Origin of the sequence: uncultured Devosia sp. (assembly GCF_964244875.1) — a bacterium.
Classification (GTDB): Bacteria; Pseudomonadota; Alphaproteobacteria; order Rhizobiales; family Devosiaceae; genus Devosia.
Window position 1 is genome coordinate 387631 of sequence record NZ_CAXTKA010000001.1, and the last position, 21294, is coordinate 408924.

21 protein-coding genes and 2 riboswitches are annotated in these 21294 nt (G+C 63.2%); of the genes, 18 read left to right on the forward strand and 3 right to left on the reverse strand.

The features are described from left to right. Positions 1-42: 42 nt before the first annotated feature. The 4 genes from ACFE8X_RS01855 (at position 43) to infA (ending at position 3272) form a co-directional block, all read left to right on the forward strand. Positions 43-858, forward strand: a complete 816-nt coding sequence (locus tag ACFE8X_RS01855; protein WP_375449730.1) for a uracil-DNA glycosylase — start codon at positions 43-45, stop codon at positions 856-858. 162 nt (positions 859-1020) lie between these two features. Continuing rightward, complete coding sequence (locus ACFE8X_RS01860; RefSeq protein WP_375449731.1) at positions 1021-2322, forward strand: MFS transporter; 1302 nt, start codon at positions 1021-1023, stop codon at positions 2320-2322. Continuing rightward, the gene (moaB, locus tag ACFE8X_RS01865; protein ID WP_375449732.1) at positions 2300-2836 is read left to right on the forward strand and encodes a molybdenum cofactor biosynthesis protein B; all 537 of its coding nucleotides are present in this window, start codon (positions 2300-2302) and stop codon (positions 2834-2836) included. Before ACFE8X_RS01860 ends, moaB begins: the two co-directional genes overlap by 23 nt. A 217-nt stretch (positions 2837-3053) precedes the next feature. Next, positions 3054-3272 (forward strand): translation initiation factor IF-1, encoded by a 219-nt coding sequence (infA, locus tag ACFE8X_RS01870; protein WP_299729566.1) that lies wholly within the window; start codon positions 3054-3056, stop codon positions 3270-3272. 98 nt (positions 3273-3370) lie between these two features. Here the strand turns inward: infA and ACFE8X_RS01875 are convergent, their stop codons facing one another. Then, complete coding sequence (locus ACFE8X_RS01875) at positions 3371-4855, reverse strand: DHA2 family efflux MFS transporter permease subunit (protein ID WP_375449733.1); 1485 nt, start codon at positions 4853-4855, stop codon at positions 3371-3373. A 381-nt stretch (positions 4856-5236) separates the two neighbouring features. On the opposite strand from ACFE8X_RS01875, the gene ACFE8X_RS01880 reads away from it, so the two are divergent. Then, complete coding sequence (locus tag ACFE8X_RS01880) at positions 5237-6385, forward strand: PA0069 family radical SAM protein (protein ID WP_375449734.1); 1149 nt, start codon at positions 5237-5239, stop codon at positions 6383-6385. 7 nt (positions 6386-6392) lie between these two features. Here ACFE8X_RS01880 and ACFE8X_RS01885 read toward each other — a convergent pair whose 3' ends face one another. Then, positions 6393-7088, reverse strand: coding sequence for an HAD family hydrolase (locus ACFE8X_RS01885; protein ID WP_375449735.1), 696 nt, complete (start codon positions 7086-7088; stop codon positions 6393-6395). Positions 7089-7165: 77 nt separating this feature from the next. On the opposite strand from ACFE8X_RS01885, the gene ACFE8X_RS01890 reads away from it, so the two are divergent. The 3 genes from ACFE8X_RS01890 (at position 7166) to ACFE8X_RS01900 (ending at position 10140) form a co-directional block, all read left to right on the forward strand. Continuing rightward, on the forward strand, positions 7166-8053 hold the full coding sequence (locus ACFE8X_RS01890) for a phosphotransferase family protein (RefSeq protein WP_375449736.1): 888 nt from the start codon (positions 7166-7168) through the stop codon (positions 8051-8053). Positions 8054-8244: 191 nt separating this feature from the next. After that, complete coding sequence (locus tag ACFE8X_RS01895; RefSeq protein ID WP_375449737.1) at positions 8245-8892, forward strand: ribonuclease HII; 648 nt, start codon at positions 8245-8247, stop codon at positions 8890-8892. A gap of 114 nt (positions 8893-9006) precedes the next feature. Further along, positions 9007-10140, forward strand: a complete 1134-nt coding sequence (locus ACFE8X_RS01900) for a site-specific DNA-methyltransferase (protein ID WP_375449738.1) — start codon at positions 9007-9009, stop codon at positions 10138-10140. Between the two features lie 90 nt (positions 10141-10230). On the opposite strand, the gene ACFE8X_RS01905 is transcribed toward ACFE8X_RS01900, so the two are convergent. Continuing rightward, a complete protein-coding gene (locus tag ACFE8X_RS01905) occupies positions 10231-11283 on the reverse strand; it encodes an A/G-specific adenine glycosylase (protein WP_375449739.1) in 1053 nt (350 codons plus the stop codon). Between the two features lie 118 nt (positions 11284-11401). Between ACFE8X_RS01905 and ACFE8X_RS01910 the strand changes: the two genes are divergently transcribed. The 10 genes from ACFE8X_RS01910 (at position 11402) to gcvH (ending at position 21293) form a co-directional block, all read left to right on the forward strand. Beyond that, positions 11402-11923, forward strand: a complete 522-nt coding sequence (locus ACFE8X_RS01910) for a DUF721 domain-containing protein (RefSeq protein ID WP_375449740.1) — start codon at positions 11402-11404, stop codon at positions 11921-11923. Positions 11924-12011: 88 nt separating this feature from the next. Then, positions 12012-12788 carry a thioredoxin domain-containing protein gene (locus ACFE8X_RS01915; protein ID WP_375449741.1) on the forward strand — a complete coding sequence of 259 codons (777 nt, stop codon included), beginning with the start codon at positions 12012-12014 and terminating at the stop codon, positions 12786-12788. Between the two features lie 216 nt (positions 12789-13004). Further along, the gene (smc, locus tag ACFE8X_RS01920) at positions 13005-16460 is read left to right on the forward strand and encodes a chromosome segregation protein SMC (RefSeq protein WP_375449742.1); all 3456 of its coding nucleotides are present in this window, start codon (positions 13005-13007) and stop codon (positions 16458-16460) included. 268 nt (positions 16461-16728) lie between these two features. Next, on the forward strand, positions 16729-17118 hold the full coding sequence (locus ACFE8X_RS01925; RefSeq protein WP_375449743.1) for an AtpZ/AtpI family protein: 390 nt from the start codon (positions 16729-16731) through the stop codon (positions 17116-17118). A gap of 21 nt (positions 17119-17139) precedes the next feature. Next, positions 17140-17916: a F0F1 ATP synthase subunit A gene (locus ACFE8X_RS01930; protein ID WP_375449744.1), complete on the forward strand. Its 777-nt coding sequence runs from the start codon at positions 17140-17142 to the stop codon at positions 17914-17916. 64 nt (positions 17917-17980) lie between these two features. Continuing rightward, positions 17981-18208: a F0F1 ATP synthase subunit C gene (locus tag ACFE8X_RS01935; protein ID WP_236896378.1), complete on the forward strand. Its 228-nt coding sequence runs from the start codon at positions 17981-17983 to the stop codon at positions 18206-18208. A gap of 98 nt (positions 18209-18306) precedes the next feature. Then, on the forward strand, positions 18307-18927 hold the full coding sequence (locus tag ACFE8X_RS01940) for a F0F1 ATP synthase subunit B (protein WP_375449864.1): 621 nt from the start codon (positions 18307-18309) through the stop codon (positions 18925-18927). Between the two features lie 6 nt (positions 18928-18933). Continuing rightward, the gene (locus ACFE8X_RS01945; protein WP_375449745.1) at positions 18934-19419 is read left to right on the forward strand and encodes an ATP F0F1 synthase subunit B; all 486 of its coding nucleotides are present in this window, start codon (positions 18934-18936) and stop codon (positions 19417-19419) included. Between the two features lie 80 nt (positions 19420-19499). Then, positions 19500-19587, forward strand: a riboswitch (glycine riboswitch). Positions 19588-19596: 9 nt separating this feature from the next. Continuing rightward, positions 19597-19700: riboswitch (glycine riboswitch) on the forward strand. A gap of 49 nt (positions 19701-19749) precedes the next feature. After that, positions 19750-20913 (forward strand): glycine cleavage system aminomethyltransferase GcvT, encoded by a 1164-nt coding sequence (gene gcvT / locus ACFE8X_RS01950; RefSeq protein ID WP_375449746.1) that lies wholly within the window; start codon positions 19750-19752, stop codon positions 20911-20913. 14 nt (positions 20914-20927) lie between these two features. Then, positions 20928-21293: a glycine cleavage system protein GcvH gene (gcvH, locus tag ACFE8X_RS01955; protein ID WP_375449747.1), complete on the forward strand. Its 366-nt coding sequence runs from the start codon at positions 20928-20930 to the stop codon at positions 21291-21293. Position 21294 lies beyond the last annotated feature (1 nt).

Here is a 21294-nt window from a genome sequence, read left to right on the forward strand (position 1 = left end):
CGCATCTGGCCGCGCACCAAGTGCTGTGACATAACACGACGCATGGCTCAAGATCGACCGTTCAATACCGCCGAAATGGTGTCGGTGCTCGAATGGTATCGGGCTGCCGGCGTCGATCTGGCGGTCGGGGAAGAGCCGGTCAACCGTTTTGCCCAGCGCGCGCCGGTACGTCCCGTTGCTGCGGTACAAGCGCAAGACGCGGCACCGGCCCCTCATGGGGCACCCCTAGCATTGCCATCGGCATTCCTGGTCGATCCGGCAGCGGCGCGTGCCCTGGCGGCCGGGGCGCAGAGCCTTGCCGAGCTGGAAGCCATCGTCGGCGCTTACGATGGATGCGGGTTGAAGCTGCGCGCGACCCAGCTGTGCTTCGCCGACGGCAATCCCGAGGCGCAGATCATGCTGATCGGGGAAGCGCCAGGCGCCGAGGAGGATCGCCAGGGCAAGCCGTTCGTGGGCAAATCGGGGCAGTTGCTGGACCGGATGCTGGCGGCGATCGGGCTGGATCGCACCAAGGTGTATATCGCCAATACCGTGCCGTGGCGGCCGCCGGGCAATCGTACGCCGACACCCGAAGAGCTGGCAATCTGCCTGCCGTTTCTACACCGGCAAGTGGAGCTGGTCGCGCCCAAGGTCATCCTGACGTTGGGCGGGCCGGCGATGCAGACGGTGTTTTCCACCAGCACCGGCATTCTCAAGATGCGCGGACGCTGGAGCACGGTGCAAATGGGCAATCATGGCGTCGAGGCCCTGCCGACGCTGCATCCGGCCTATCTGCTGCGCAACCCGGCTGCCAAGCAGCAGGCGTGGCGCGACATGCTGAGCCTGAAACAGCGAATCGACACGCTGGGCATAAGCTGAAGCCGCGCTCTGCGCCGCCGAAAATGCGATGCCGCGCATTGTCATCCAGGGCCAAACAAAATTGTACGCCGCCGTACTTTTGCCGTGCGAAACCGTGACATCGGGGTATTGTCACCGCGGCGTGATGCGAAACCGCAGACCACGTCCCAGCCGGAAGCGCCCATGAACTCCGTCATCAAGATCTATGCCCTGTTTTTGGGCTCCGCCCTGTTGATGTTCGGAGGCGGGCTGCAGGGATTGCTGCTGTCGGTGCGTGGCGCGCAGGAGGGATTTTCGCTGCTGTCGCTGGGCCTGATCGGCACCGGCTGGTCGGTGGGGTTCGTCACCGGCTCGATCACCGTGCCGCTGGTGGTGCGCAAGGTGGGCCATATCCGCGCGTTTTCAGTGATGGCGGCGATCGGCACCGTCACCATCCTGCTCAACTTGATGATGATCCACGACTGGAGCTGGATCGTGTTGCGGGCGCTGTCGGGATTCTGCTTCGCCGGCGCGGCGATGATCGTGGAAAGCTGGCTCAACGAGGTGGCCGACAACAAGAACCGCGGCACGGTGTTTTCCATTTATGTCACCATCAACATGGCCTGCTCGACGCTGGGGCAGATCGCCATGTCGCTGACCGGCACTGCAGGCTACGTCCCCTTCGTTCTGGGCGCCATCAGCTTCATCTGCGCGGTGCTGCCGACCGCTTTGACCTCAAGCCCGCAGCCGCGCCCGCTGGCCTCGGCCAAGCTCGACGTGCGGCTGTTGTACAAGACCTCCCCGGTTGCGGCGATCGCGGCGTTTTCAGTGGGCATGGCCAATGGTTCGTTCGGTACGCTGGCGCCGGTCTATGGCTATGAGCAGGGGCTGGATGCCAGCGGCATTGCGTTCTTGTTCGCGCTGGCGGCCATATTGGGCGCGATTGCGCAGATTCCGTTCGGGCGGTTGAGCGATCGGGTGGATCGGCGGCTGGTGCTGATCGGATTGTCCGGCACGGCCTGCGTGGTGGGGGCACTTACCGTGATCATCAATCCGGCCGGCGGGTGGATGATGTATGTGCTGTTCGCGTTGTACGGCTTTGCGGCCAATCCGATTTATGCGGTGGCGGTGGCGCATGCCAATGACTTCGCCAAGGACGGAGAATTTGCCAAGATCGCCGGCGGCATGCTGCTGATCCTGGGGGTGGGCCTAGCGATCGGGCCGGCGGTAGCCTCGGTGATCATGAGCAATTTCGCGCCGGTCGGGCTGTTTATCGTGACTGCCGCCTTCCATGGGGCGCTGGCGGTGACAGCCGCGCTGCGCATGCGGGTGCGCAATGCTCCGGTGACGGCGGATCGCGCCCCGTTCCAGCCAATGGGTAATGACAAGCAGGTCACCCCCGAATCGGTGGCGCTCGATCCGCGCGCCGATAGCGACGATCTTCCGCTCAACGACGCGGACAGCACGGAAGCAGAAAGAAGCGATGTTCAAGTCAGCCCGGTTTGAGGACCGCAATTTCGTCCCTCTGTCGATTGCCGTCGTCGCCGTTTCGGACACGCGCACGCTTGAGACGGATACAGGCGGCGCCCTGCTCCGATCGCTGCTGGAGGCCGACGGGCACCGCTGCGCCGAGCGGCTCGTGGTACGCGATGATATCCAGTTGATCCGCGCGGCCGTGCAGCCGCTGGTCGCCAATAGCGATATCGATGTGATCCTGACTACCGGCGGCACCGGTTTTTCGGGCCGCGACGTGACTCCTGAAGCAATCGAGCCGCTGTTCGACAAGCGGATGGAGGGCTTCTCGGTGCTGTTCCACCAGTATTCGGCAACCACGGTGGGTACGAGCTCGATTCAATCGCGGGCGACTGCCGGGCTGATCGGGACGACATTCGTGTTCTGCCTACCCGGCTCGCGGGGCGCCTGCCGCGACGCTTGGGAAGGGATCTTGACGCATCAACTGGATTATCGGCACAAGCCGTGCAATTTCGTGGAACTGATGCCGCGGCTGGACGAGCGGTAGCTCTGGTCACGCTGGCGCTGCATGTCAGGGTTATCTGGTGCGTCGCTCACAAGCGCGTATTCACAAATCATGTGTAATGCACTATATCAAGGCATCCGACCATCCTGCCGGTCGAGCCTCTGGGGCAACCCGGTTGTCTTGATGGCGATGATCCCCACATACCCGGACCAGACCGCCGACATTCTCCGGCCCGTTCCGGGGCTGCTCAGGAGCCTTTATGGCAAAAGAAGACGTGCTCGAATTTCCGGGCGTGGTGACCGAATTGCTGCCCAATGCGACCTTCCGGGTCAAATTGGAGAATGATCATGTGATCATCGCCCACACCGCCGGCAAGCTGCGCAAGAACCGCATCCGGGTGCTTGCCGGCGACAAGGTGCTGTGCGAAATGACGCCCTATGATTTGACCAAGGGCCGTCTGACTTACCGCTTCCGCTAAAGCCGTTCGTCCGGCGGACGCATCAGGCCGGGCAAATATCTTGCAAATACCGATAAGCCCCAGCCGCCAGAGGCGACCGGGATTGTTATGCCTTCTCGTCAGTGGCCGTGGCTCATGCCTGGCTGGCCACCTACGGGCTTGCGGATAAAGAAGGCCGCAACCACGGCAAGCAGCGAAATGATGGCGCCGCAGAGGAAAGCCGCCTTGATGCCGCCCGTGGTCGCAGCCAGCGCTTCGGCGCCGCCCGCGGCCAATCCTGCCGCTTGCAAGGTCATGATGGCGACGAACAGGGCCGTGCCCGCTGCACCGGCAACCTGCTGGGTCGTGCCGATCATGGCGCTGCCGTGCGAATAAAGATTGGGCGGCAGCGCGCCAAGGCTGACCGTAAAGAGTGGCGTGAACATCAGCGCCAGGCCGACGCTGAGCACCAGATGGGCGCCGAGCACAGCCCAGAACGAGGTATCCTGCTGCACAAGCGTCAGGCCCCATAGTGCCACGCTCAGCAGAAGCGCGCCTGGAATGACGAGGGGCGCCGGCCCGATCTTATCGAACAGGCTGCCCACCTTGGGTGCGCAAAGCCCCATGATCAGGCCGCCAGGCAGCAGAAGCAAGCCGGTTTGCAAGGTGGTCAGGCCCAGAACGTTTTGCAGATAGATCGGCAAAAGGATAAAGGCGCCGAACATCGACATCATCAAGATGGCCATCATGGCGGTGGCGATGGTGAAGGTTTTGTTGGTCAAGGTGCGCAGATCGAGCAAAGCGCGGTCCTGCTTTTGCAACTGCACCTGGCGCAACACGAACAGGGCGATGACCGCAGCCCCGACCAGCAGGGGAATCCAGGGCGAGACGACGGGCGGATGCAGCGCCGCTTCGCCCAGCCCGCTCAGGCCATAGACGAACCCGCCAAAGCCGATAGCCGACAGCGGGATCGATACCAGATCGATCGGCGCATTGGTGGGCGTGGTGACATTCTTGATCCGCGAGGCGCCAAGAGCCAGCGCAGCCAGGGCGATCGGCAGCACCAGGATGAACATCCAGCGCCAGTCGAGCACCGACAGGATCAGCCCGGAAATGGTCGGTCCAATGGCGGGCGCCACCGAGATGACGATCGAGATATTGCCCATGGTCTTGCCGCGCGACTCAGGCGGCACCAGGTTCATCACCGTGGTCATCAGCAGCGGCATCATGATGGCGGTGCCCGAAGCCTGAACGATGCGGCCGATGACCAGCACGGCAAAGCCCGGCGCCAGGGCCGAAATCAAGGTGCCGGCGGAAAACAGCGACATGGCCAGAATGAAAACCGGCCGTGTATTGAGACGCTGCAGGAGGAAGCCGGTGATCGGGATCACCACGGCCATGGTGAGCATGAACGCCGTGGTCAGCCACTGCGCAGCGCTGGCGGTGATCTCCAGATCCGTCATCAAATGGGGCAAGGCCACGCCCATGATGGTCTCGTTGAGGATGACGACGAAGGCCGACACCAGCAGCAGGCCGATCACCAGGCGGTTGCGGGCGCTATGGTCTTCGAGGCCCTCTGTTGGCGAGCGTGCGGCGTCGAAATCGGCAATACTATCGGTGGCCATGGGATTTTCCTTCGATCCAATCTGTACTGCCGCAGCGACGAGCGACCCCGGCAGGCTTCGACAACACCTTGCAATAATTATACGACAACCAATGTCAGCATGGCGGCACAAGACGACCAGACGACATATTCAGCGGGGGCGCAAAGTCCGACAAAGGCGAACGCTCGAATTTAAGGTGCCCGGCGAGCCGCCTGGACGGGGCAGCATGTCTAGTCCAAGAGCGTTTCCGTGTCCATCCACGAGGATGCACGAGAGCCATCCTCATGCCGCCTAACGCGCGCGACATACGGTATGTTCTTGTTATGTTCCTATGACGCTGCTATCTGTCAGCCCGGGCCGGCAGCCATGATTCGACTGCCGGGCGCCCTGTAGGAGATGAGCATGGCCCTTTACCAGGCGCCCTCTTTCGAAGCGTTGGAAAAGCTCAGCCGCAGCCGCGACGCTGATCTGGCACGGCGGGAACTGGTCGATCCGAGCCGCAATCGCGGACGGGGCGCGCAGTCCAATCGCAGCGGGCGTTTCGAAAAGCAGGTCCGCGAAGGGTTCGACGATGGCTGGAGCAGTGTCGAGCCGTTGCCCGTTTTCGAAACCGTCGAACATATGGAGCGGGCCAAGACCATCATCACCTCCAATGATAGCCCCGATCTGGGTTTTGATCGCTCGATCAATGCCTATCGTGGCTGCGAGCATGGGTGTTCGTACTGCTTTGCGCGGCCGACGCACGCCTATCTGGGCCATTCGGCGGGGATCGAGTTCGAGCGCGATATTTATGTCAAGACCAATGCGGTGGAAACGCTGCGGGCGGAACTTGGAGCCAAAAGCTACAAGGTCAAGCGCATTGCCATGGGCACCAATACCGACCCCTACCAGTTGGCCGAGCGTAAGCACAAGCTGACACGCGGCATTCTCGAAGTCATGCTGGAAACCAGGCACCCGGTCAGCATCGTCACCAAGTCGGCGCTGATCGTGCGCGATCTCGACTTGCTGACCGAAATGGCCAAGTTGCGGCTGGTCAAGGTGGGTATTTCGATGACCTCGATGGATCACAAGCTGAGCCGCAAGATGGAGCCGCGCGCGTCCTCGCCGGCGCGGCGGCTGGAAGCGATCCGGCTGCTAAGCGAAGCGGGCGTGCCGGTATCGGTGCTGGCGGCGCCGATGATCCCGGCGATCAACGACATGGAACTCGAGCGCATCCTGGACGCGGCGGCAGCGCAGGGCGCCAAGGGCGCCGGCATGGTGCTGCTGCGCCTGCCCGGGGAAGTGCGCGATATTTTCCGCGAATGGCTGCTGCGCCATTTTCCGGACCGGGTGCGCCACGTCCTGTCGCTGGTGCGCGACACGCGCGGCGGCCATGACAACGATCCGCGCTTTGGCAGCCGCATGACCGGGGAAGGTCCTTATGCGGCGCTGCTGCAGCAGCGTTTCGAAAAAGCGCGCAAGCGCTATGGGCTGGACGAAAAGCTGCCGGCGATCCGCACCGATCTGTTCGAGCCACCCAAGGGAGAGGACCGGCAGATGAGCCTGTTCTAGGGCACAATCAGCTACTGGCCACGACCTCGAGGCGTTCGACGATAGCGGCGATGAAGCGCAACAAGGCCTCGTCATCATAGCGATCGGCGGACATGGAGGCGCCGGCGGCGATCATGTCGGGATGCGCCAGGCTGGTCCTGATGCCGATGGTCCTGAGGCCGGCCCCCGTTGCCGAGGCAATGCCGGTTCGGGAGTCTTCAAAGGCTACGGATAGACCGGCGTCAGCCCCGAGCAGGCGCAGGCCCTCCAGATAGGGCAATGGGTGCGGCTTGCCATGGGCGAGTTCGTCACCAATCACCAAGGCGCGAAAGCGATCTCGGATGCACAGGCCATCAAGGATCAGGCTGGCATTGGCCCGTGGCGCGTTGGTGACGGCCGCCATGGGCAGGCCGCTGGCATCAGCGAGATCGAGCAGTTCGAACAGGCCGGGCACGGCATGGATTTCGGTTCCGGCCAGGTCGCGGAACAATTGCTCCTTACCCGCCATGACCGCCATTTGCTGCTCTGGCGACAGGTCCGGTACGAAGCGGCGGGCGATGGCTTCATTGGCCTTGCCCTGCAGTTCGAGCGCGAAGCGGGCCTTGTCGAAATGATGGCCATAGGGCTCGAAAGTGCGATTGAACGCTTCGAGGTGTAGCGGATCGGTATCGGCCAACGTACCATCGATATCAAAAAGCAGGGCTGCGCCGGATCTTGGATGCACGAGATTGCCACCTTGATGAACGGTGATGAGTTGAGCGTCGCCGCGAGGAAAGTCAACTGCCTGACGGAGTGAGTATAATGCCAATGGTTGACCCGGACATGTCGCTCGACCAGCTTGCGCCGATCATTGTTGCAACCTTTCCCGAGTTGGCCGGCTCCAGCTTCAGCCTGTTGTCGGAAGGCTGGGATAGTGTCGCGGTCGATGTCGATGACAGGCTGATCTTCAAGTTTCCGCGCAACGCGGACGCCGAGCGGGCGCTGGCTATGGAGGCGCGACTGCTGGCCGCGATCCGCCCTGTCATCGCCACGCCGGTGCCCGATCTGGAAGTGTTCGAGACCCCGCGCCGGTTCTCTCGACATTGCAAGCTCAAGGGCGAGCATCTGCTGACTGCCGACTATGAGCGCCTGCCAGATGATGACCGGCAACACCTGGCGCGGGCGATGGCACAGTTTTTTGCCCAACTGCATAGGCTCGAGCGCCAGGTGATGGCGGACGCGGGCGCCAAGGCGCTCGAAGGCTGGCCCCACCCGGACTATGTCGCCGAACGCGCCCTGCCTCAACTGAGTGGCGTGGATCGCGCCCTGGCCGAGCGCACGCTGGTCGCCTGGCAAGAGCTACCACCGGACCCGCTTGGCGAGGTCTACGGATTTTTCGATGGTCATGGCTGGAACATGGCGTTTGATCACCAGCGCAGGCGGCTCAACGGCATTTACGATTTCGCCGATTCCGGCTTTGGTCCGCTGCAGCAGGAATTTGTCTATCCAAGCCTGGTGTCTCATGACTTGACGGCCAGGATCATTGGCGAATACGAGGCAATGACCGGTAAAGCGCTGAACCGCGAGCGGATCAACCTTTTGACCGGGGTGCTGCATCTGGTCGAGATCGCCTGGGCGCTCGAGAATCCTGACATGCTGGCGACCTTGCTGGGCTTTTACCGCCATTGGGCAGACCGGCAGCCGGTCTAGTACTGCGCCACCCTGCGGGCAGGGCTGGCCATGGTACCGGTTTTGCAAGCATCATCGATCTCTGATTACCCACCGGCATGCCACGATCATAGCAGGCTGGAGAGCCGAATACAGGCCTTGAACACAGGCGTTTATGCGGTGCGGTTCACACTTGGCGTTGACACGGCGGCGCAAGCGCGGATGCTGCGGCCATGGTTATCGAATCAATACCGCAGGCAGCGCCGGACTACAGCCATGAGTTGGCGGCGCAGGCGCGTGGCGCACGTTTGGTGGCCGGGGTGGACGAGGCCGGGCGCGGGCCGCTTGCCGGGCCGGTGGTGGTCTCGGCGGTGGTGCTCGACCCCAACTATATTCCCGACGGCCTCAATGATTCCAAGAAACTCAGCGAAGCCCAACGCGAGACGCTGTTCGAACAGATCGTGGTCAGCGCCATCGTTTCGGTGGTCGTAGCGCCGCCGTCCATCATCCTCAGCCGGAATATTCGCGGCGCGACGCTATGGGCGATGGCCCAGGCGGTATGCGGATTATCGGTTGCCATCGATTGGGCTTTGATCGACGGCCGCGATGTTCCGCCGGCCCTGCCCTGCGACGGCATTGCATTGATCGGCGGGGATGGGCGAAGCGTTTCGGTCGCCGCGGCCTCAATCGTCGCCAAGGTGACGCGCGATAGAATGTGCGCGATCATGGACTGCGACGCGCCCCATTTCGGCTTTTCCGCCCACAAGGGCTATGGCACGCCCCAGCATTTGCGGGCGCTGACCGATCACGGTCCGTGCCGGCACCATCGGGCGGAGTTCGCGCCAGTGGCGAACTGGCGCTTGGCCAGTGCCTCGGCCTAGCGCGGTTACGCGCCACTCACCCCACCTTTAACGCCTTGCTAACCCGTTACATTAATTGCGCTTTAACCCTGACGCCCTACAAAGGGATGGTTAGTCCTTGTTAGGGTTAAGTGTATGTTGCGTACCGCGCGTACGGCCCCTTCGGCCGCTGCGGAGGAGCCTGTTCGGCTTCCGATCGATACTATCCTGGTGGGCGATTGCATCGACCACATGAATGCCCTGCCGGCCGGCTCGGTTGACCTTATCTTTGCAGACCCGCCCTACAATCTCCAATTGGAGCAAGGGCTGACCCGTCCCGACCAATCCAGGGTCGATGCGGTCGATGATGCGTGGGACAAATTCGACAGCTTTGCCCATTATGACAGTTTTACCCGGGCCTGGCTCGCGGCGGCACGGCGGGTGCTCAAGCCCGATGGGGCGCTCTGGGTGATCGGCAGCTATCACAATATCTTCCGCGTCGGCACGGCGTTGCAGGATCTCGACTTCTGGATGCTCAACGACGTCATCTGGCGCAAGGCCAATCCGATGCCCAATTTTCGCGGTACGCGCTTTACCAATGCGCATGAGACACTGATCTGGGCCGCCCGGAGCCAGAAAAGCCGTGTCACCTTCAATTACGAGGCCTTGAAGCTGGCCAATGACGACACGCAGATGCGCAGCGACTGGCTGTTTCCCATCTGCACCGGCGCCGAGCGGCTCAAGGACGATGCGGATGACAAGGTGCATCCGACGCAAAAGCCCGAGGCGCTGCTGTTCCGGATTTTGAACGCCACCACCAAGCCCGGCGATATCGTGCTCGACCCGTTCTTCGGCACCGGCACAACGGGCGCCGTCGCGCGCAAACTGGGCCGTCATTTTATCGGCATAGAACGCGAGGACACTTACGTTGCCGCTGCATTGAAACGAATCGCCGCTGTTCGCCCCGGCGTGTTCGAGGCACTGCAATCGGTGACGCCAAAGCGCAAGGAGGCGCGCATACCGTTCGGCTCGCTGATCGAGCAGGGATTAATCGAGCCGGGTACGCAACTTTTCGACTTAACAAAGCGTTACTTCGCCATGGTTCGTGCAGACGGTTCACTCGTCTCGGGTTCGCACCAGGGTTCCATCCACAAGGTGGGTGCACTGGTCCAGGGTTCCGAGGCATGCAACGGGTGGACGTTTTGGCACCATGACACCGAGTTGGGCACGGCCCCTATCGATGAACTGCGTACGGGCATTCGCGCAAGACTTGATTTGATTTCTGCCTGATCCTGACCTCCAATCACTCAGGCCCTACCTCCGGCCACCGGTTTGCCCCGGTGGCCTTTTTGTTTGTGATTGCCACCGATCCGGTGACGACTAATCAAGCCCCGCCGCCGCCAGAACCTTGCGAAACAGCGTCGGCAGCGCCTCGCCCTCGAGCCCTTTCGGATCGGACCACCAGCCCGTATCCAATCGCGTCGGATCGACCACTGCCGACCACACTTCGAGTTCCAGGCGGAAGTGGGTGAACACGTGGATGACCTGTCCGCGATGGCGCCAGTCGGCAGCCGCAGGATAGTCCGGCGCCGGAAGCATGGCCGCCCAGTCGGAACCCGGCACTTCCGTCATCTGCGCCAGAAGCCCCGTGCCGGGGCGGGTCTGCAGGTACACGTCACCGTCCGCGTCGGTCATCACATAGGCATGGCCCTTGCGGGTCGGACGCTCGGCTTTTTCGGGTTTGATGGGGTAAAGCGTCGGCGCGCCGGTCTTGGTGGCGATGCAGCCGGGCTGAAGTGGGCAGAGCATGCACAGGGCATTGCGCGGGGCGCAGATGGTGGCGCCGAGGTCCATCATGGCCTGGGCGAAGTCGCCAGCCCGTGCGGGAACCGCGGCTTGCAAGGCGGCGCGCAATTCATCCTTGGCATCGCGAACGGGAACATCGAGCGCATAATAGCGCGCCAGGACCCGGTCGAGATTGCCGTCGAGCACGGCGACGGGCTCGTCAAAGCAGATGGCGGCGATGGCGGCCGAGGTATAGGCGCCGACACCGGGCAGGAATTGCAAACCCGCCGCGGTGCCGGGAAAGACGCCGCCATGGTCGCGAGCGACCGTGACGGCACAGGCATGCAGGTTTCGCGCCCGGGCGTAGTAGCCAAGGCCGGCCCATTCGACAAGTACGGCTTCAATCGGGGCGGCAGCGAGATCGGCGATGGTGGGCCACAGCAGCGTAAAGCGCTCGAAGTATTTGCGCACCGCCGCCACTGTGGTTTGCTGCAGCATGACCTCGGACAGCCAGACCCGGTAGGGATCGGGAGCAATGCCTCGAGCCCGGTCGGCCGGCGGAATGCGCCAGGGCAGATCGCGGGCATGGCGATCATACCAGGCGAGAACGGCCGGCGCGTCGATGGGGGCGGGAGACGGCAGGTGCATAGCGCAGAATTGAGGGAAGGTTGGTGTTCGCGCAAGCAGCGTTCGGTTCACATCCCCGCAATTGCGAAGATCACAGGCGGGGTAGGCCAAGCCCGCAAACCGATGCTAAACTTGCGCCATGAGCCAGCCACCCAAGACCCCACCTGAGCCCAAGCGCCGCAACCGATCGCTGTCGATTGGCGATGCACTGGCGAGCGCGCTGGATCCGGCGCTGAAAAAGCGCGGTTTTGCCAGCCGCGACATCATTGCGCATTGGCCGGTCATGGCGCCCAAGCCGTATGACCAGGTCGCCATTCCGGATAAACTGAGCTGGCCGCGCGGCGAACGCGGCGCCGAGGGTGCGACGCTATACTTGCGCGCCATGCCGGGGCATGCGCTGGCCATTGCCCATGAGGGCCCGGCCATCGCTGCGGCGATCAATCGCTATTTTGGCTATGTGCTGGTGGGGGCTGTGCGATTGTCGGCGGAGCCATTCAGCGGGCATTCAGTCAAGACGGATCACAAGGCTGTTCAACCCAGCCCGAGCGTTGTCGCCAAGGTCGGCACCGCGATCGATGCCGTCGAGGACGAGGGTTTGAAGGAGGCGTTGCGAACCCTGGGCCATGCGCTCTCCAGCAGATCGGAGCGGAAAAGCGACTGATGCGTTCACCGCCTGTTGATGAAACTGCCCACTTGCCGACACTTTGGCGCCGTGTAGTGTCGCGCCGAAGCAACCAGGAGCGTTCCCAGTGAAGTTTACCCGTCGCGATACCCTCGTCTTGACTGCTGCAGCGGCCGCGCTCAGCCTTTGCGGGGTGGCTTCGGCTCAGGCCGCCGATGGCGATATGGTGGACATGGCCAAGCTGATGGCGCCAACCGGTTTTACCGACAAGGTGCTGGGCGAAGCCGATGCGCCGGTCACGGTGATCGAATACGCCTCGCCCACCTGCCCGCATTGCGCGGCGTTCTCCAACGATGTCTATGAGCCCTTCAAGGCGGCCTATATCGATACTGGGCATGTCAAATTCATCCTGCGCCCGTTCGTGCGCAATGTGCTGGATGCGGCCGTGTTCATGCTGGCCGAAGCGGCCGGTGAAACCAATTACCACAATGTGGTGTCCACCTATTTCAAGACCCAGCAAACCTGGGGCACATCGGACAAGCCCCGCGACGCGATCCTGGAGATTGCCAAGCAGTTGGGCTTTACCCAGGAAACCTTTGACGCTGCCTTGACGAATCAGGCGCTGTTCACCGGGATGGAATCCTTGCGCGAACAGGCGCTCAACGAGTTTGGCCTTGCCGGCACACCGACTTTTTATGTCAATGGCAAGACGCTTTCCGGGGACAAATCGCTTGCACAGCTCGCAGCCGAAATCGACCCGCTGCTGCCCGCCGGCACCGCGCCAGTCCCAGCGGCTGGAAGCACGCCTGCCCCCGCCCCGACGGGAGAGACGGCGACGCCGGTTACGCCTGCTGAAACAGTTACGCCCGTCGCTCCGGCCGCTCCCGCTGCTCCCGCGCCGTAATTCGATCTGCCTCCCCTCTCCCCTTGTGGGAGAGGGTGCCCGAAGAGCGGGTGAGGGGTATCTTCCGACATCGCGGCCCCCTCATCCGGCGCTGCGCGCCACCAGCCGTTTGGGCATAGCCGTTAGGGCCTTTTCTCCTCAAATCGCTCCAGCGGAGCGATTTGCCCTTCGGGACGGCTCGACGTCCCAGAAGGGGAAACGGGGAGGTGGTGCAGGGTGAAATTCTCCCGCCTGAAGCTGCACGGCTTCAAGTCCTTCTCCGATGAAACCGTGCTTCATATGGAGCCGGGGCTGACCGGGATTGTCGGCCCGAACGGCTGCGGCAAGTCAAACCTGGTCGAGGCGATGCGCTGGGTGATGGGCGAGAGCTCCTACAAGGCCATGCGCGCCTCGGGCATGGACGACGTGATCTTTTCCGGCTCGGGAGGCCGGCCGGCGCGCAATTCGGCCGAAGTGACGCTGGTGCTCGACAATTCGGATCGCACCGCACCGGCTGCCCTCAATACCGCCGATATCCTGGAAGTCACCCGTCGGATCGAGCGCGAGGCCGGCTCGGTCTATCGCGTCAATGGCCGCGAAGTGCGCGCCCGCGACGTGCAATTGCTGTTTGCCGATGCGTCAACGGGCGCGCATTCGCCGGCCATGGTGCGTCAGGGACAGATCGGCGAGCTGATTGCTGCCAAGCCGACGCAACGTCGCGCCTTGCTGGAGGAGGCCGCCGGTATTTCGGGGCTGCATTCGCGCCGGCACGAGGCCGAACTGCGCCTGCGTGCCGCCGAAAGCAATCTGGAGCGGGTCGATGACATCATCGCCCAGGTCGAGGCGCAGCTGGAAACGCTGAAGCGCCAGGCCCGGTTGGCGATGCGCTATCGCTCGATCTCGGGCGACATCAGACGCGCCGAGGCAACGCTGTTTCACCTGCGCTGGGTGGCGGCGCGGTTTGCCGAGCGGGACGCCGAGGCCCAACAGGCGGTGTTGATCCGCGGCCTGGCGGATGCCAACCATGGCGATCTGCAGGCGCAAAAAGCGCTTGAGACGGCCGACACGGCGCTGCAGCCGCTGCGAGAACGCGAAGCGGTCACCGGCGCGGTGCTGCAGCGCTATACGATCCTGGCCGAACAATTGGCGGAGCAAGCGCGGCGCAACAGCCAGCGCCGGGCCGAGCTGGAAAACCGGCTGACCCAATTGGCCGCAGATGGTGCCCGCGAACGCGAGCTGGTGAGCGAAAGCGAAACCACGCTGGCCCGTCACGCCGCGGAACAGGCGCTGCTCGCCGGCGAAGGCGAAGCCGCGCAGGCGCAGTTCGACGCCGCCCGCAATGCGGCCGACGCCGCACGCTCGCTGGTGGGCGCGGCAGAAGCGGAAGCGCGTGGCGCCGCCGACGCCTTGGCGCAAATCCGGGCCCGCCGGTCGCAGGCCCAGCGCAGCGCCCAGGATGCAACATCGCGAATGGCGCGGCTGCATGCGGAATTGGGCGAAGTCGAACGCGAAGCCGCATCGGTCGCCGCCAGGCTCGGGGCGGATGAAACGCTGAGTGGCAAGCGCGCGGCCTTGGCCGGCGTTCAGGCCGCCATCACCATTGCGGAGCGCGAGGCCGTGGCGGCCGAGGAGAGGTCCGGCCTTGCGCAGGCCAGGCTCGACGCGGCCCGGCCGAAACTGCAGGACATCGAAACCGCGCTGAACCGGCTGGAGGCAGAGGCCTCGACCCTGGGCAAGATGCTCAATGTCGGCGCAGGCCTGTGGCCGGCTATCGTCGACCAGCTGAAGGTTGCGCCCGGATACGAGACCGCGCTCGGCGCTGCGCTGGGCGACGATCTGGAGGCCTCTTCGGATGGCGGGGCCCCGATGCATTGGGCCGTGGCTCTGGATGGATCGGATGATCCCGCGCTGCCGCAGGCAGCCGAGCCGTTGTCGCGGCATGTCTCGGGCAATAGCCTGCTCAAGCGCCGGTTGGACCAGATCGGGCTCGTGCATGAAGCGGACGGTCCCGGCTTGATGCGGGCGCTGAAACCCGGGCAGCGGCTGGTGACGCTCGAGGGTGCGCTGTGGCGCTGGGATGGCTTTGTTGCCGCCGCCGACGCGCCGAGCGCCGCCGCGCAGCGCCTGGCCCAGCGCAATCGGCTGGCCGAATTGGACGAGGATATTGCCCGCGCTCGCATCGAACGCAATGGCTGCAAGCGCGATGTGGATGGCTTGGGCGTTGTCCTGTCAGATGCGCGCCAGGCCGAACGCGAATGCCGCGACGGCTGGCGGGTGGCTCAGCGCGCCATCGGCGCTGCGCAGGGCGAAGTGGACGCGGCGCAGCGTGCCATCGGCGATCTGACAACCCGCCAAAGCGCTCTGGACGAAGCGCAGGTTCGTCTCGCGGTGAGCTTGACCGAAGCGCAGGCCATGCGCGCCGAGACGGAGCGGACCCTGCTTGAGGCTGGTGACGAAACCGAGGCGGCACGGCAGGCCGAAACATTCCAGTCCGCCTTGGCGCAAGTACGCGAGCGTGCCGAACAGGCCCGGCTCAAGCTGGGCTCGTTTGAAACTGCGGCCCGGATGCGCGACAGCCGTCTGGCACAATTGGAGACGGACAGCACCAGCTGGCAGCGTCGCCGCGATGGCGCTCTGGCGCAAATGGCCACGCTTGACGCCCGTTCGGCGGAGGTGGCAGCGCAACTGGCCGATGTCAGTGAAACGCCGGATGGTTTTGCTGCCCGCAGCGCTGCGCTGCACGAACAGATCGAGCGCGCCAAAGCCGATCATGTGGCGGCAAGCGACACATTCAGTCTGGCCCAGACCAGTCATCGCGCAGCAGACAAGGCGCTGCGCGTGGCCAGGGACGCTCTATCGGCGGTGCGGATCGAGCTGACACGTATCGAGGAGCGGCTCAAGGGCCTGACCGCGCAGCGCCAGCAGATCGAGCGCCAGATCGAGGAGACGCTGGGGATCGAAGCGCACCGCACCCTTGAAGCCTCGGGGATCAGGCCCGAGCAGCCGTTGCCGGCCGAAAGCGCCACCGAGCAAAAGGTGGAGCGGCTCAAAGCCGAGCGCGAACGGCTGGGCGGGGTGAATCTGTCAGCGGAGCAAGAGGCTGTCGAGGTGCAGGGAAAGCTGGACCTGATGATCAGGGACCGCGACGATCTGATCGAAGCCATCGCCAAGTTGCGGCAGGGCATACAATCGCTCAATCGCGAAGGGCGGGCGCGGCTCAACGAAGCGTTTGGCAAGGTCAATGCGCATTTCCAGGAACTGTTCACCACGCTGTTCGGCGCTGGAACGGCGGAATTGCAGTTCGTCGAAAGCGATGATCCGCTCGAGGCCGGGCTCGAGATTGTTGCCAGGCCACCGGGCAAAAAGCCGCAGACGATGACCCTGCTGTCGGGCGGCGAGCAGGCGCTGACGGCCATGTCGCTGATCTTTGCCGTATTCCTGACCAATCCGGCGCCGATCTGCGTCTTGGACGAGGTCGATGCGCCGCTGGACGACGCCAATGTCGAGCGATTCTGCAATTTGCTGGATTCGATGCGCCAGCGCACCCAGACCCGGTTCATGGTCATCACCCACAATCCAATCACCATGAGCCGGGTGGATCGCCTGTTCGGCGTGACCATGGCGGAGCGCGGCGTGAGCCAGCTGGTGTCGGTGGATCTGACGATGGCGAAACAATTTCTCGAGGCGGTATGATTGCGTCGGTGCACTGCCCATTGCAGGCCCGCAATGGCGGTTTCAAATTTCGGCTGAATAGAATCCCCCGCCGCCTGCCCCCACTTTGCCACGATTAGTCCCGGACAGCATGCCGCACCCTGGCGCTTGGTCAAAAAACCTATATATATCAGCTACTTACATCAAGCACGGTCGTCTTGACACTCACCGTACGCTTCCCTATGTTGCGCGCGACTAATAAAGGCGCGCCGGACCGTAACCGGAGTGGCTGACCAAGGGGAGCGCGCGGATGGTAAAGCCGCAAGAGACCAAGGGACAGTCCGATAGCGCCGAAGGGGTGACGCGCGAGCTTGCATCGCGTATCGCCTCGGCCAGACGGGACCGCGCGGTCGAGGACAACAGAGCCTCGAGGGACGCTTCCCCGGAGATGAGCGGTATGGCGCGCGGCATGCGCATCGGCACCGAGTTCATCGCCGCGATCCTGGTGGGTGCCGGCATCGGCTACCTTATCGATCTTGGCTTGGGCACCAGCCCCTGGGGATTGCTCATCCTGTTATTGGTGGGCTTTGCCGCTGGAATACTCAATGTCACCCGCGTGGTGGCGCAGATGAATGCCGCATCGCCTCCCCCGCCTGGCTCCGATCTGGGGCCCGACGTGGAAGACGAAGATGACAAATGATGTTGCTTAGAGGGCGCTATCTTGGCCGGTACTGATCCGATCCACCAATTCGTCATCGAGGACATGTTCCCGCTGTTCACCCTTGGCGGGGATGGCACCGAGGGATCGGGCCTGCACTTTGCATTCACCAATTCGTCGCTGTTCATGATTGCCACCGTGGCGATCATTTCGCTGTACCTGGTGCTGTCGACCGGTACCCGAAGCGTCGTTCCCGGCCGGGCGCAATTGCTGGCGGAACTGACCTACGAGTTCGTGGCCAATATGGTGCGCAGCGCCGCGGGCACGGCGGGCATGAAGTTTTTCCCGCTGGTGTTCTGCCTGTTCACCTTTATCTTCGTGGCCAACATGCTGGGCATGGTGCCGTATTTCTTCACCGTCACCAGCCACATCATCGTCACGTTCGCGCTCTCGATGCTGGTGTTCCTCACCGTCATCATCTACGGCTTCGTCAAGAACGGCCCGAAATTTCTCAAGCTGTTCGTGCCCGCAGGCGTGCCGGCCTATATCCTGCCGATCGTGACGCCGATCGAGGTGATTTCGTTTCTCTCGCGGCCGATTTCGCTCTCGGTGCGTCTGTTCGGCAATATCCTTGCCGGCCATATCACGCTCAAGGTGTTCACCGGGTTCATCGTCACCATGAGCAGCCTGGGCTTTCTGGGCATCCTGGGGTCGGCGCTGCCGCTGATCATGGCCATAGCGTTGACCGGCCTTGAATTTCTCGTCGGTGCCGTGCAGGCCTATGTGTTTGCCGTCCTGACCTGCATGTATCTCAACGACGCGATCCACCCCTCTCACTAACTCCCGTAACGGCGGGCCGTTCAGCCAGAACACCGCTCAATAAGTCGCTTGAAAGGACTAAAAAATGGAAGCTGAAGCCGCAAAGTACATCGGTGCCGGTATTGCTTGTTTCGGTATGGCCGGCGCCGCTATTGGCGTGGCCAACATCTTCGGCAACTTCTTGTCGGGCGCCCTGCGCAATCCGTCGGCGGCGCCGAGCCAGTTCTCGAACCTGATCTTCGGGTTTGCCGTGACCGAAGCCCTGGGCATTTTCTCGTTCCTGGTTGCCCTGATCCTGCTGTTCGTCGCCTGAGACCGATCTGACATGATCTGTTGCGGCCGGGATCAAGTCCCGGCTGCCTCCAATTCTTCCGGCGTCTTGCCGGCAGACCGGATTAACGGGACCTTTGCCTGATGGTAACGCAAGCCTACGCCCAAGAAGCGGCAACGCCGACCGAGGAGCCTGTCGAGGGCGCGATCGACGCGGGCCATGCCGATCCAACTGCCGGCACCCATGCCGCCACCGAAGCCGGTGCGCATGAATCGGGCGTGTTTCCCCCTTTCGATCCAGCCAGTTTCCCCAGCCAATTGCTGTGGCTCGCGGTCAGCTTTGGCGCATTCTACCTGCTGATGAGCAAAATCGCCTTGCCGCGCATCGGCGGCATCCTGGAAAACCGCAAGGCCATCATCGATGCCGACCTTGCGGCAGCGGACGCCTCCCGGCAAAAAACCGATGCTGCCATCGCCGCCTACGAAGCGGCCCTCGCTGACGCCAAGGCCAAGGCGCAGGGCATTGCCAATGAAACACGCGAAGCCATCCAGGCCGATCTGGCGGCCAAGCGCAGCGCCGTCGAGGCTGATCTCAGCGCCAAGGTCACAGCTGCCGAAAGCCGCATCGCGGCGACCAAGAGCGAAGCGCTGACCCATGTCGACGAAATTGCCGTTGAAACGGCGCAGACGGTGGTGACCCAGCTGGTGGGCGACGTTTCGGCCGACAGCGTTCGCGCTGCAGTTGCCAAGGCCAAGGAGTAAGCCGTCATGGAATGGATGGACAACAGCTTCTACGCCTTTGTTGCGCTTGTCATTTTCCTCGGCATGATGGCGTATTTCGGCATTCCGCGGATCGTGGGAAAGATGCTGGACGGGCAGATCAACAAGATCGCCGAAGATCTGGCGGAGGCCAAGAAGCTGCGCGAGGAAGCCGCCGCCCTCTTGGTCGAATACGAGCAGAAGCGTGTCGCTGCCGAGAGCGAAGCCGAGGGCATCATCGCCGCCGCCAAGGAAGAGGCTAGTCGGCTGACCGCCGAAGCGCAGGTATCGCTGGCGGATCTGGTTGCGCGGCGCACCCGATCGGTCGAAGACAAGATCGCCCAGGCCGAAGCGCAGGCGCTCGGCGAAGTGCGCGCCCGCTCGGCCGACGTTGCCATCGAAGCGGCCCGGCTGGTGCTGACCGACGAAATGAACCGCAAGGGCGCCGCCGTTGTGGACAAGGCCATCGCCGATGTCGGTAGCCGGCTGAACTAACGTTCGGCGGGTTGAGGTTTGAAGGCGGGTCGCGAGGCCCGCCTTTTTGTTTGACGCCTTCGGGAATCTCCAGCATGGTGGCCTCGATTGCGGGAGAGACTGGTTTTCTCCAGCGCCGAAGGAGCAACCGCCCCGGAAACTCTCAGGCAAACGGACCGCAGTCCGGGTGAAAACCCAGCATGAAACTCTGGAAAGCGGACCGGCGCGCTGCACGGTCCCACCGAAGGAGCAACCCGCCACAGCGGGGAAATCTCTCAGGTGAGAAGGACAGAGGGGGCACGAACGACGCCGAAAGGCGCGCGTGCCGCTCTTGTCATCCGGGGTATGCTCATGGCCGAGGCCAATGCTGAAAATCTGCTCACGACGCCGCTTTATCAACGCCATGTCGCGGCCGGTGGACGCATGGTGCCGTTCGGGGGTTATAGCCTACCGGTGCAATATGCCAGCGGCATCATGGCCGAGCACAAATGGACGCGTGCGCATGCTGGGCTGTTCGACGTGTCGCATATGGGGCCAAGTTTTCTGACGCTGGCCAATCCCGGCGGCGATACGGAGGCCGATCACGCGACTGTCGCGGCCTTGATCGAGCCGCTGGTCTGCGGCGATATCCTGGGGCTCAAACCCGGTCAGGTGCGCTATACGCTGATGCTGAACGACGCCGGCGGCACGATCGACGATCTGATGATTGCCCGTTCGCCGCTGTTCCCTGGCTCGCTCTATATTGTCGTCAACGCCGGCACCAAGGACAATGATTTTGCCATCATCGCCAAAGCGGCCGGCGACAAGGCCAAGTTGACCCGGGCGGACAATGGCGCGCTGCTGGCACTGCAGGGACCTGAGGCGGTGGCGGCGCTTGAGGCGATCGTTGCAGGCGTGGCGGAACTTGGCTTTATGACCTATGCGCCATTCGACTGGAACGGCTCCAGGTTGATCATCGCCCGCTCGGGCTATACCGGGGAAGACGGCTACGAAATCCTGTGCGATGCCGAAATTGCCGAAACACTTTGGGACACGCTCTTGACCGATGACCGTGTCAGGCCGATAGGGCTGGGCGCCCGCGACAGCCTTCGGCTCGAGGCCGGCCTACCGCTTTATGGGCATGACCTGAACGAAACGATTTCCCCGACCGAGGCGGGACTCAATTTCGCGGTGTCCAAGCGCCGTCGCGAGGCCGCGGACTTTCCTGGCGCCGACCGCGTCTTGAAAGAATATGCAGGAGATCTCGCCCGTGTCCGCGTCGGCCTGATCGTCGAGGGGGCCCCTGCCCGCGAAGGCGCCGAAATTCTCGACGCTTCGGGAACCGCCATCGGCGTCGTCACCAGCGGCGGGTTCGCGCCGAGCTTGGGCAAGGCCATTGCGCTGGGCTTCGTGCCACCGGCCTTTGCCGCCATCGGCAGCAAGCTGCAAGTTGCCGTGCGCGGCCGTGCCCAGAGCACACAGGTCGTCCCCACCCCCTTCGTGCCGCATCGCTATTTTCGCAAAGCCAAATCCTAATTGAGGGATCGATCATGACCACCAAGTTTACCCCGGAGCACGAATATATCCGTGTCGAAGGCTCGACCGGCATTGTCGGCATCACGCCTTTTGCCCAGGAGGCACTCGGCGACATCGTCTTCGTCGACCTGCCCAGCGTCGGCAAGGTGCTCAAGAAAGGCGACGAAGCTGCGGTGGTCGAGTCGGTCAAGGCCGCCTCGGAAATCTACGCGCCGGTGTCGGGCACCGTGACCGAGGTGAATGCCGCCCTTTCGGGCAATCCGGGCCTTATCAATTCCGATCCCGAAGCCAGCGGCTGGATCTACAAGGTTGCCATCACCGACAGCGCCGAAATCGATGGCCTGCTCGACTCCGACGCTTATGCCGAGCTGACGCTTTAAT

What these genes read in the sequence shown, in the direction of transcription:
- ACFE8X_RS01855 (WP_375449730.1), top strand. Translation starts at nt 43, where the DNA reads ATGGCTCAAGATCGACCGTTCAATACCGCCGAAATGGTGTCGGTGCTC.
- ACFE8X_RS01860 (WP_375449731.1), top strand. Translation starts at nt 1,021, where the DNA reads ATGAACTCCGTCATCAAGATCTATGCCCTGTTTTTGGGCTCCGCCCTG.
- moaB (WP_375449732.1), top strand. Translation starts at nt 2,300, where the DNA reads ATGTTCAAGTCAGCCCGGTTTGAGGACCGCAATTTCGTCCCTCTGTCG.
- infA (WP_299729566.1), top strand. Translation starts at nt 3,054, where the DNA reads ATGGCAAAAGAAGACGTGCTCGAATTTCCGGGCGTGGTGACCGAATTG.
- ACFE8X_RS01875 (WP_375449733.1), bottom strand. Translation starts at nt 4,855, where the DNA reads ATGGCCACCGATAGTATTGCCGATTTCGACGCCGCACGCTCGCCAACA.
- ACFE8X_RS01880 (WP_375449734.1), top strand. Translation starts at nt 5,237, where the DNA reads ATGGCCCTTTACCAGGCGCCCTCTTTCGAAGCGTTGGAAAAGCTCAGC.
- ACFE8X_RS01890 (WP_375449736.1), top strand. Translation starts at nt 7,166, where the DNA reads ATGCCAATGGTTGACCCGGACATGTCGCTCGACCAGCTTGCGCCGATC.
- ACFE8X_RS01895 (WP_375449737.1), top strand. Translation starts at nt 8,245, where the DNA reads ATGGTTATCGAATCAATACCGCAGGCAGCGCCGGACTACAGCCATGAG.
- ACFE8X_RS01900 (WP_375449738.1), top strand. Translation starts at nt 9,007, where the DNA reads ATGTTGCGTACCGCGCGTACGGCCCCTTCGGCCGCTGCGGAGGAGCCT.
- ACFE8X_RS01905 (WP_375449739.1), bottom strand. Translation starts at nt 11,283, where the DNA reads ATGCACCTGCCGTCTCCCGCCCCCATCGACGCGCCGGCCGTTCTCGCC.
- ACFE8X_RS01910 (WP_375449740.1), top strand. Translation starts at nt 11,402, where the DNA reads ATGAGCCAGCCACCCAAGACCCCACCTGAGCCCAAGCGCCGCAACCGA.
- ACFE8X_RS01925 (WP_375449743.1), top strand. Translation starts at nt 16,729, where the DNA reads ATGGTAAAGCCGCAAGAGACCAAGGGACAGTCCGATAGCGCCGAAGGG.
- ACFE8X_RS01935 (WP_236896378.1), top strand. Translation starts at nt 17,981, where the DNA reads ATGGAAGCTGAAGCCGCAAAGTACATCGGTGCCGGTATTGCTTGTTTC.
- ACFE8X_RS01945 (WP_375449745.1), top strand. Translation starts at nt 18,934, where the DNA reads ATGGAATGGATGGACAACAGCTTCTACGCCTTTGTTGCGCTTGTCATT.
- gcvT (WP_375449746.1), top strand. Translation starts at nt 19,750, where the DNA reads ATGGCCGAGGCCAATGCTGAAAATCTGCTCACGACGCCGCTTTATCAA.
- gcvH (WP_375449747.1), top strand. Translation starts at nt 20,928, where the DNA reads ATGACCACCAAGTTTACCCCGGAGCACGAATATATCCGTGTCGAAGGC.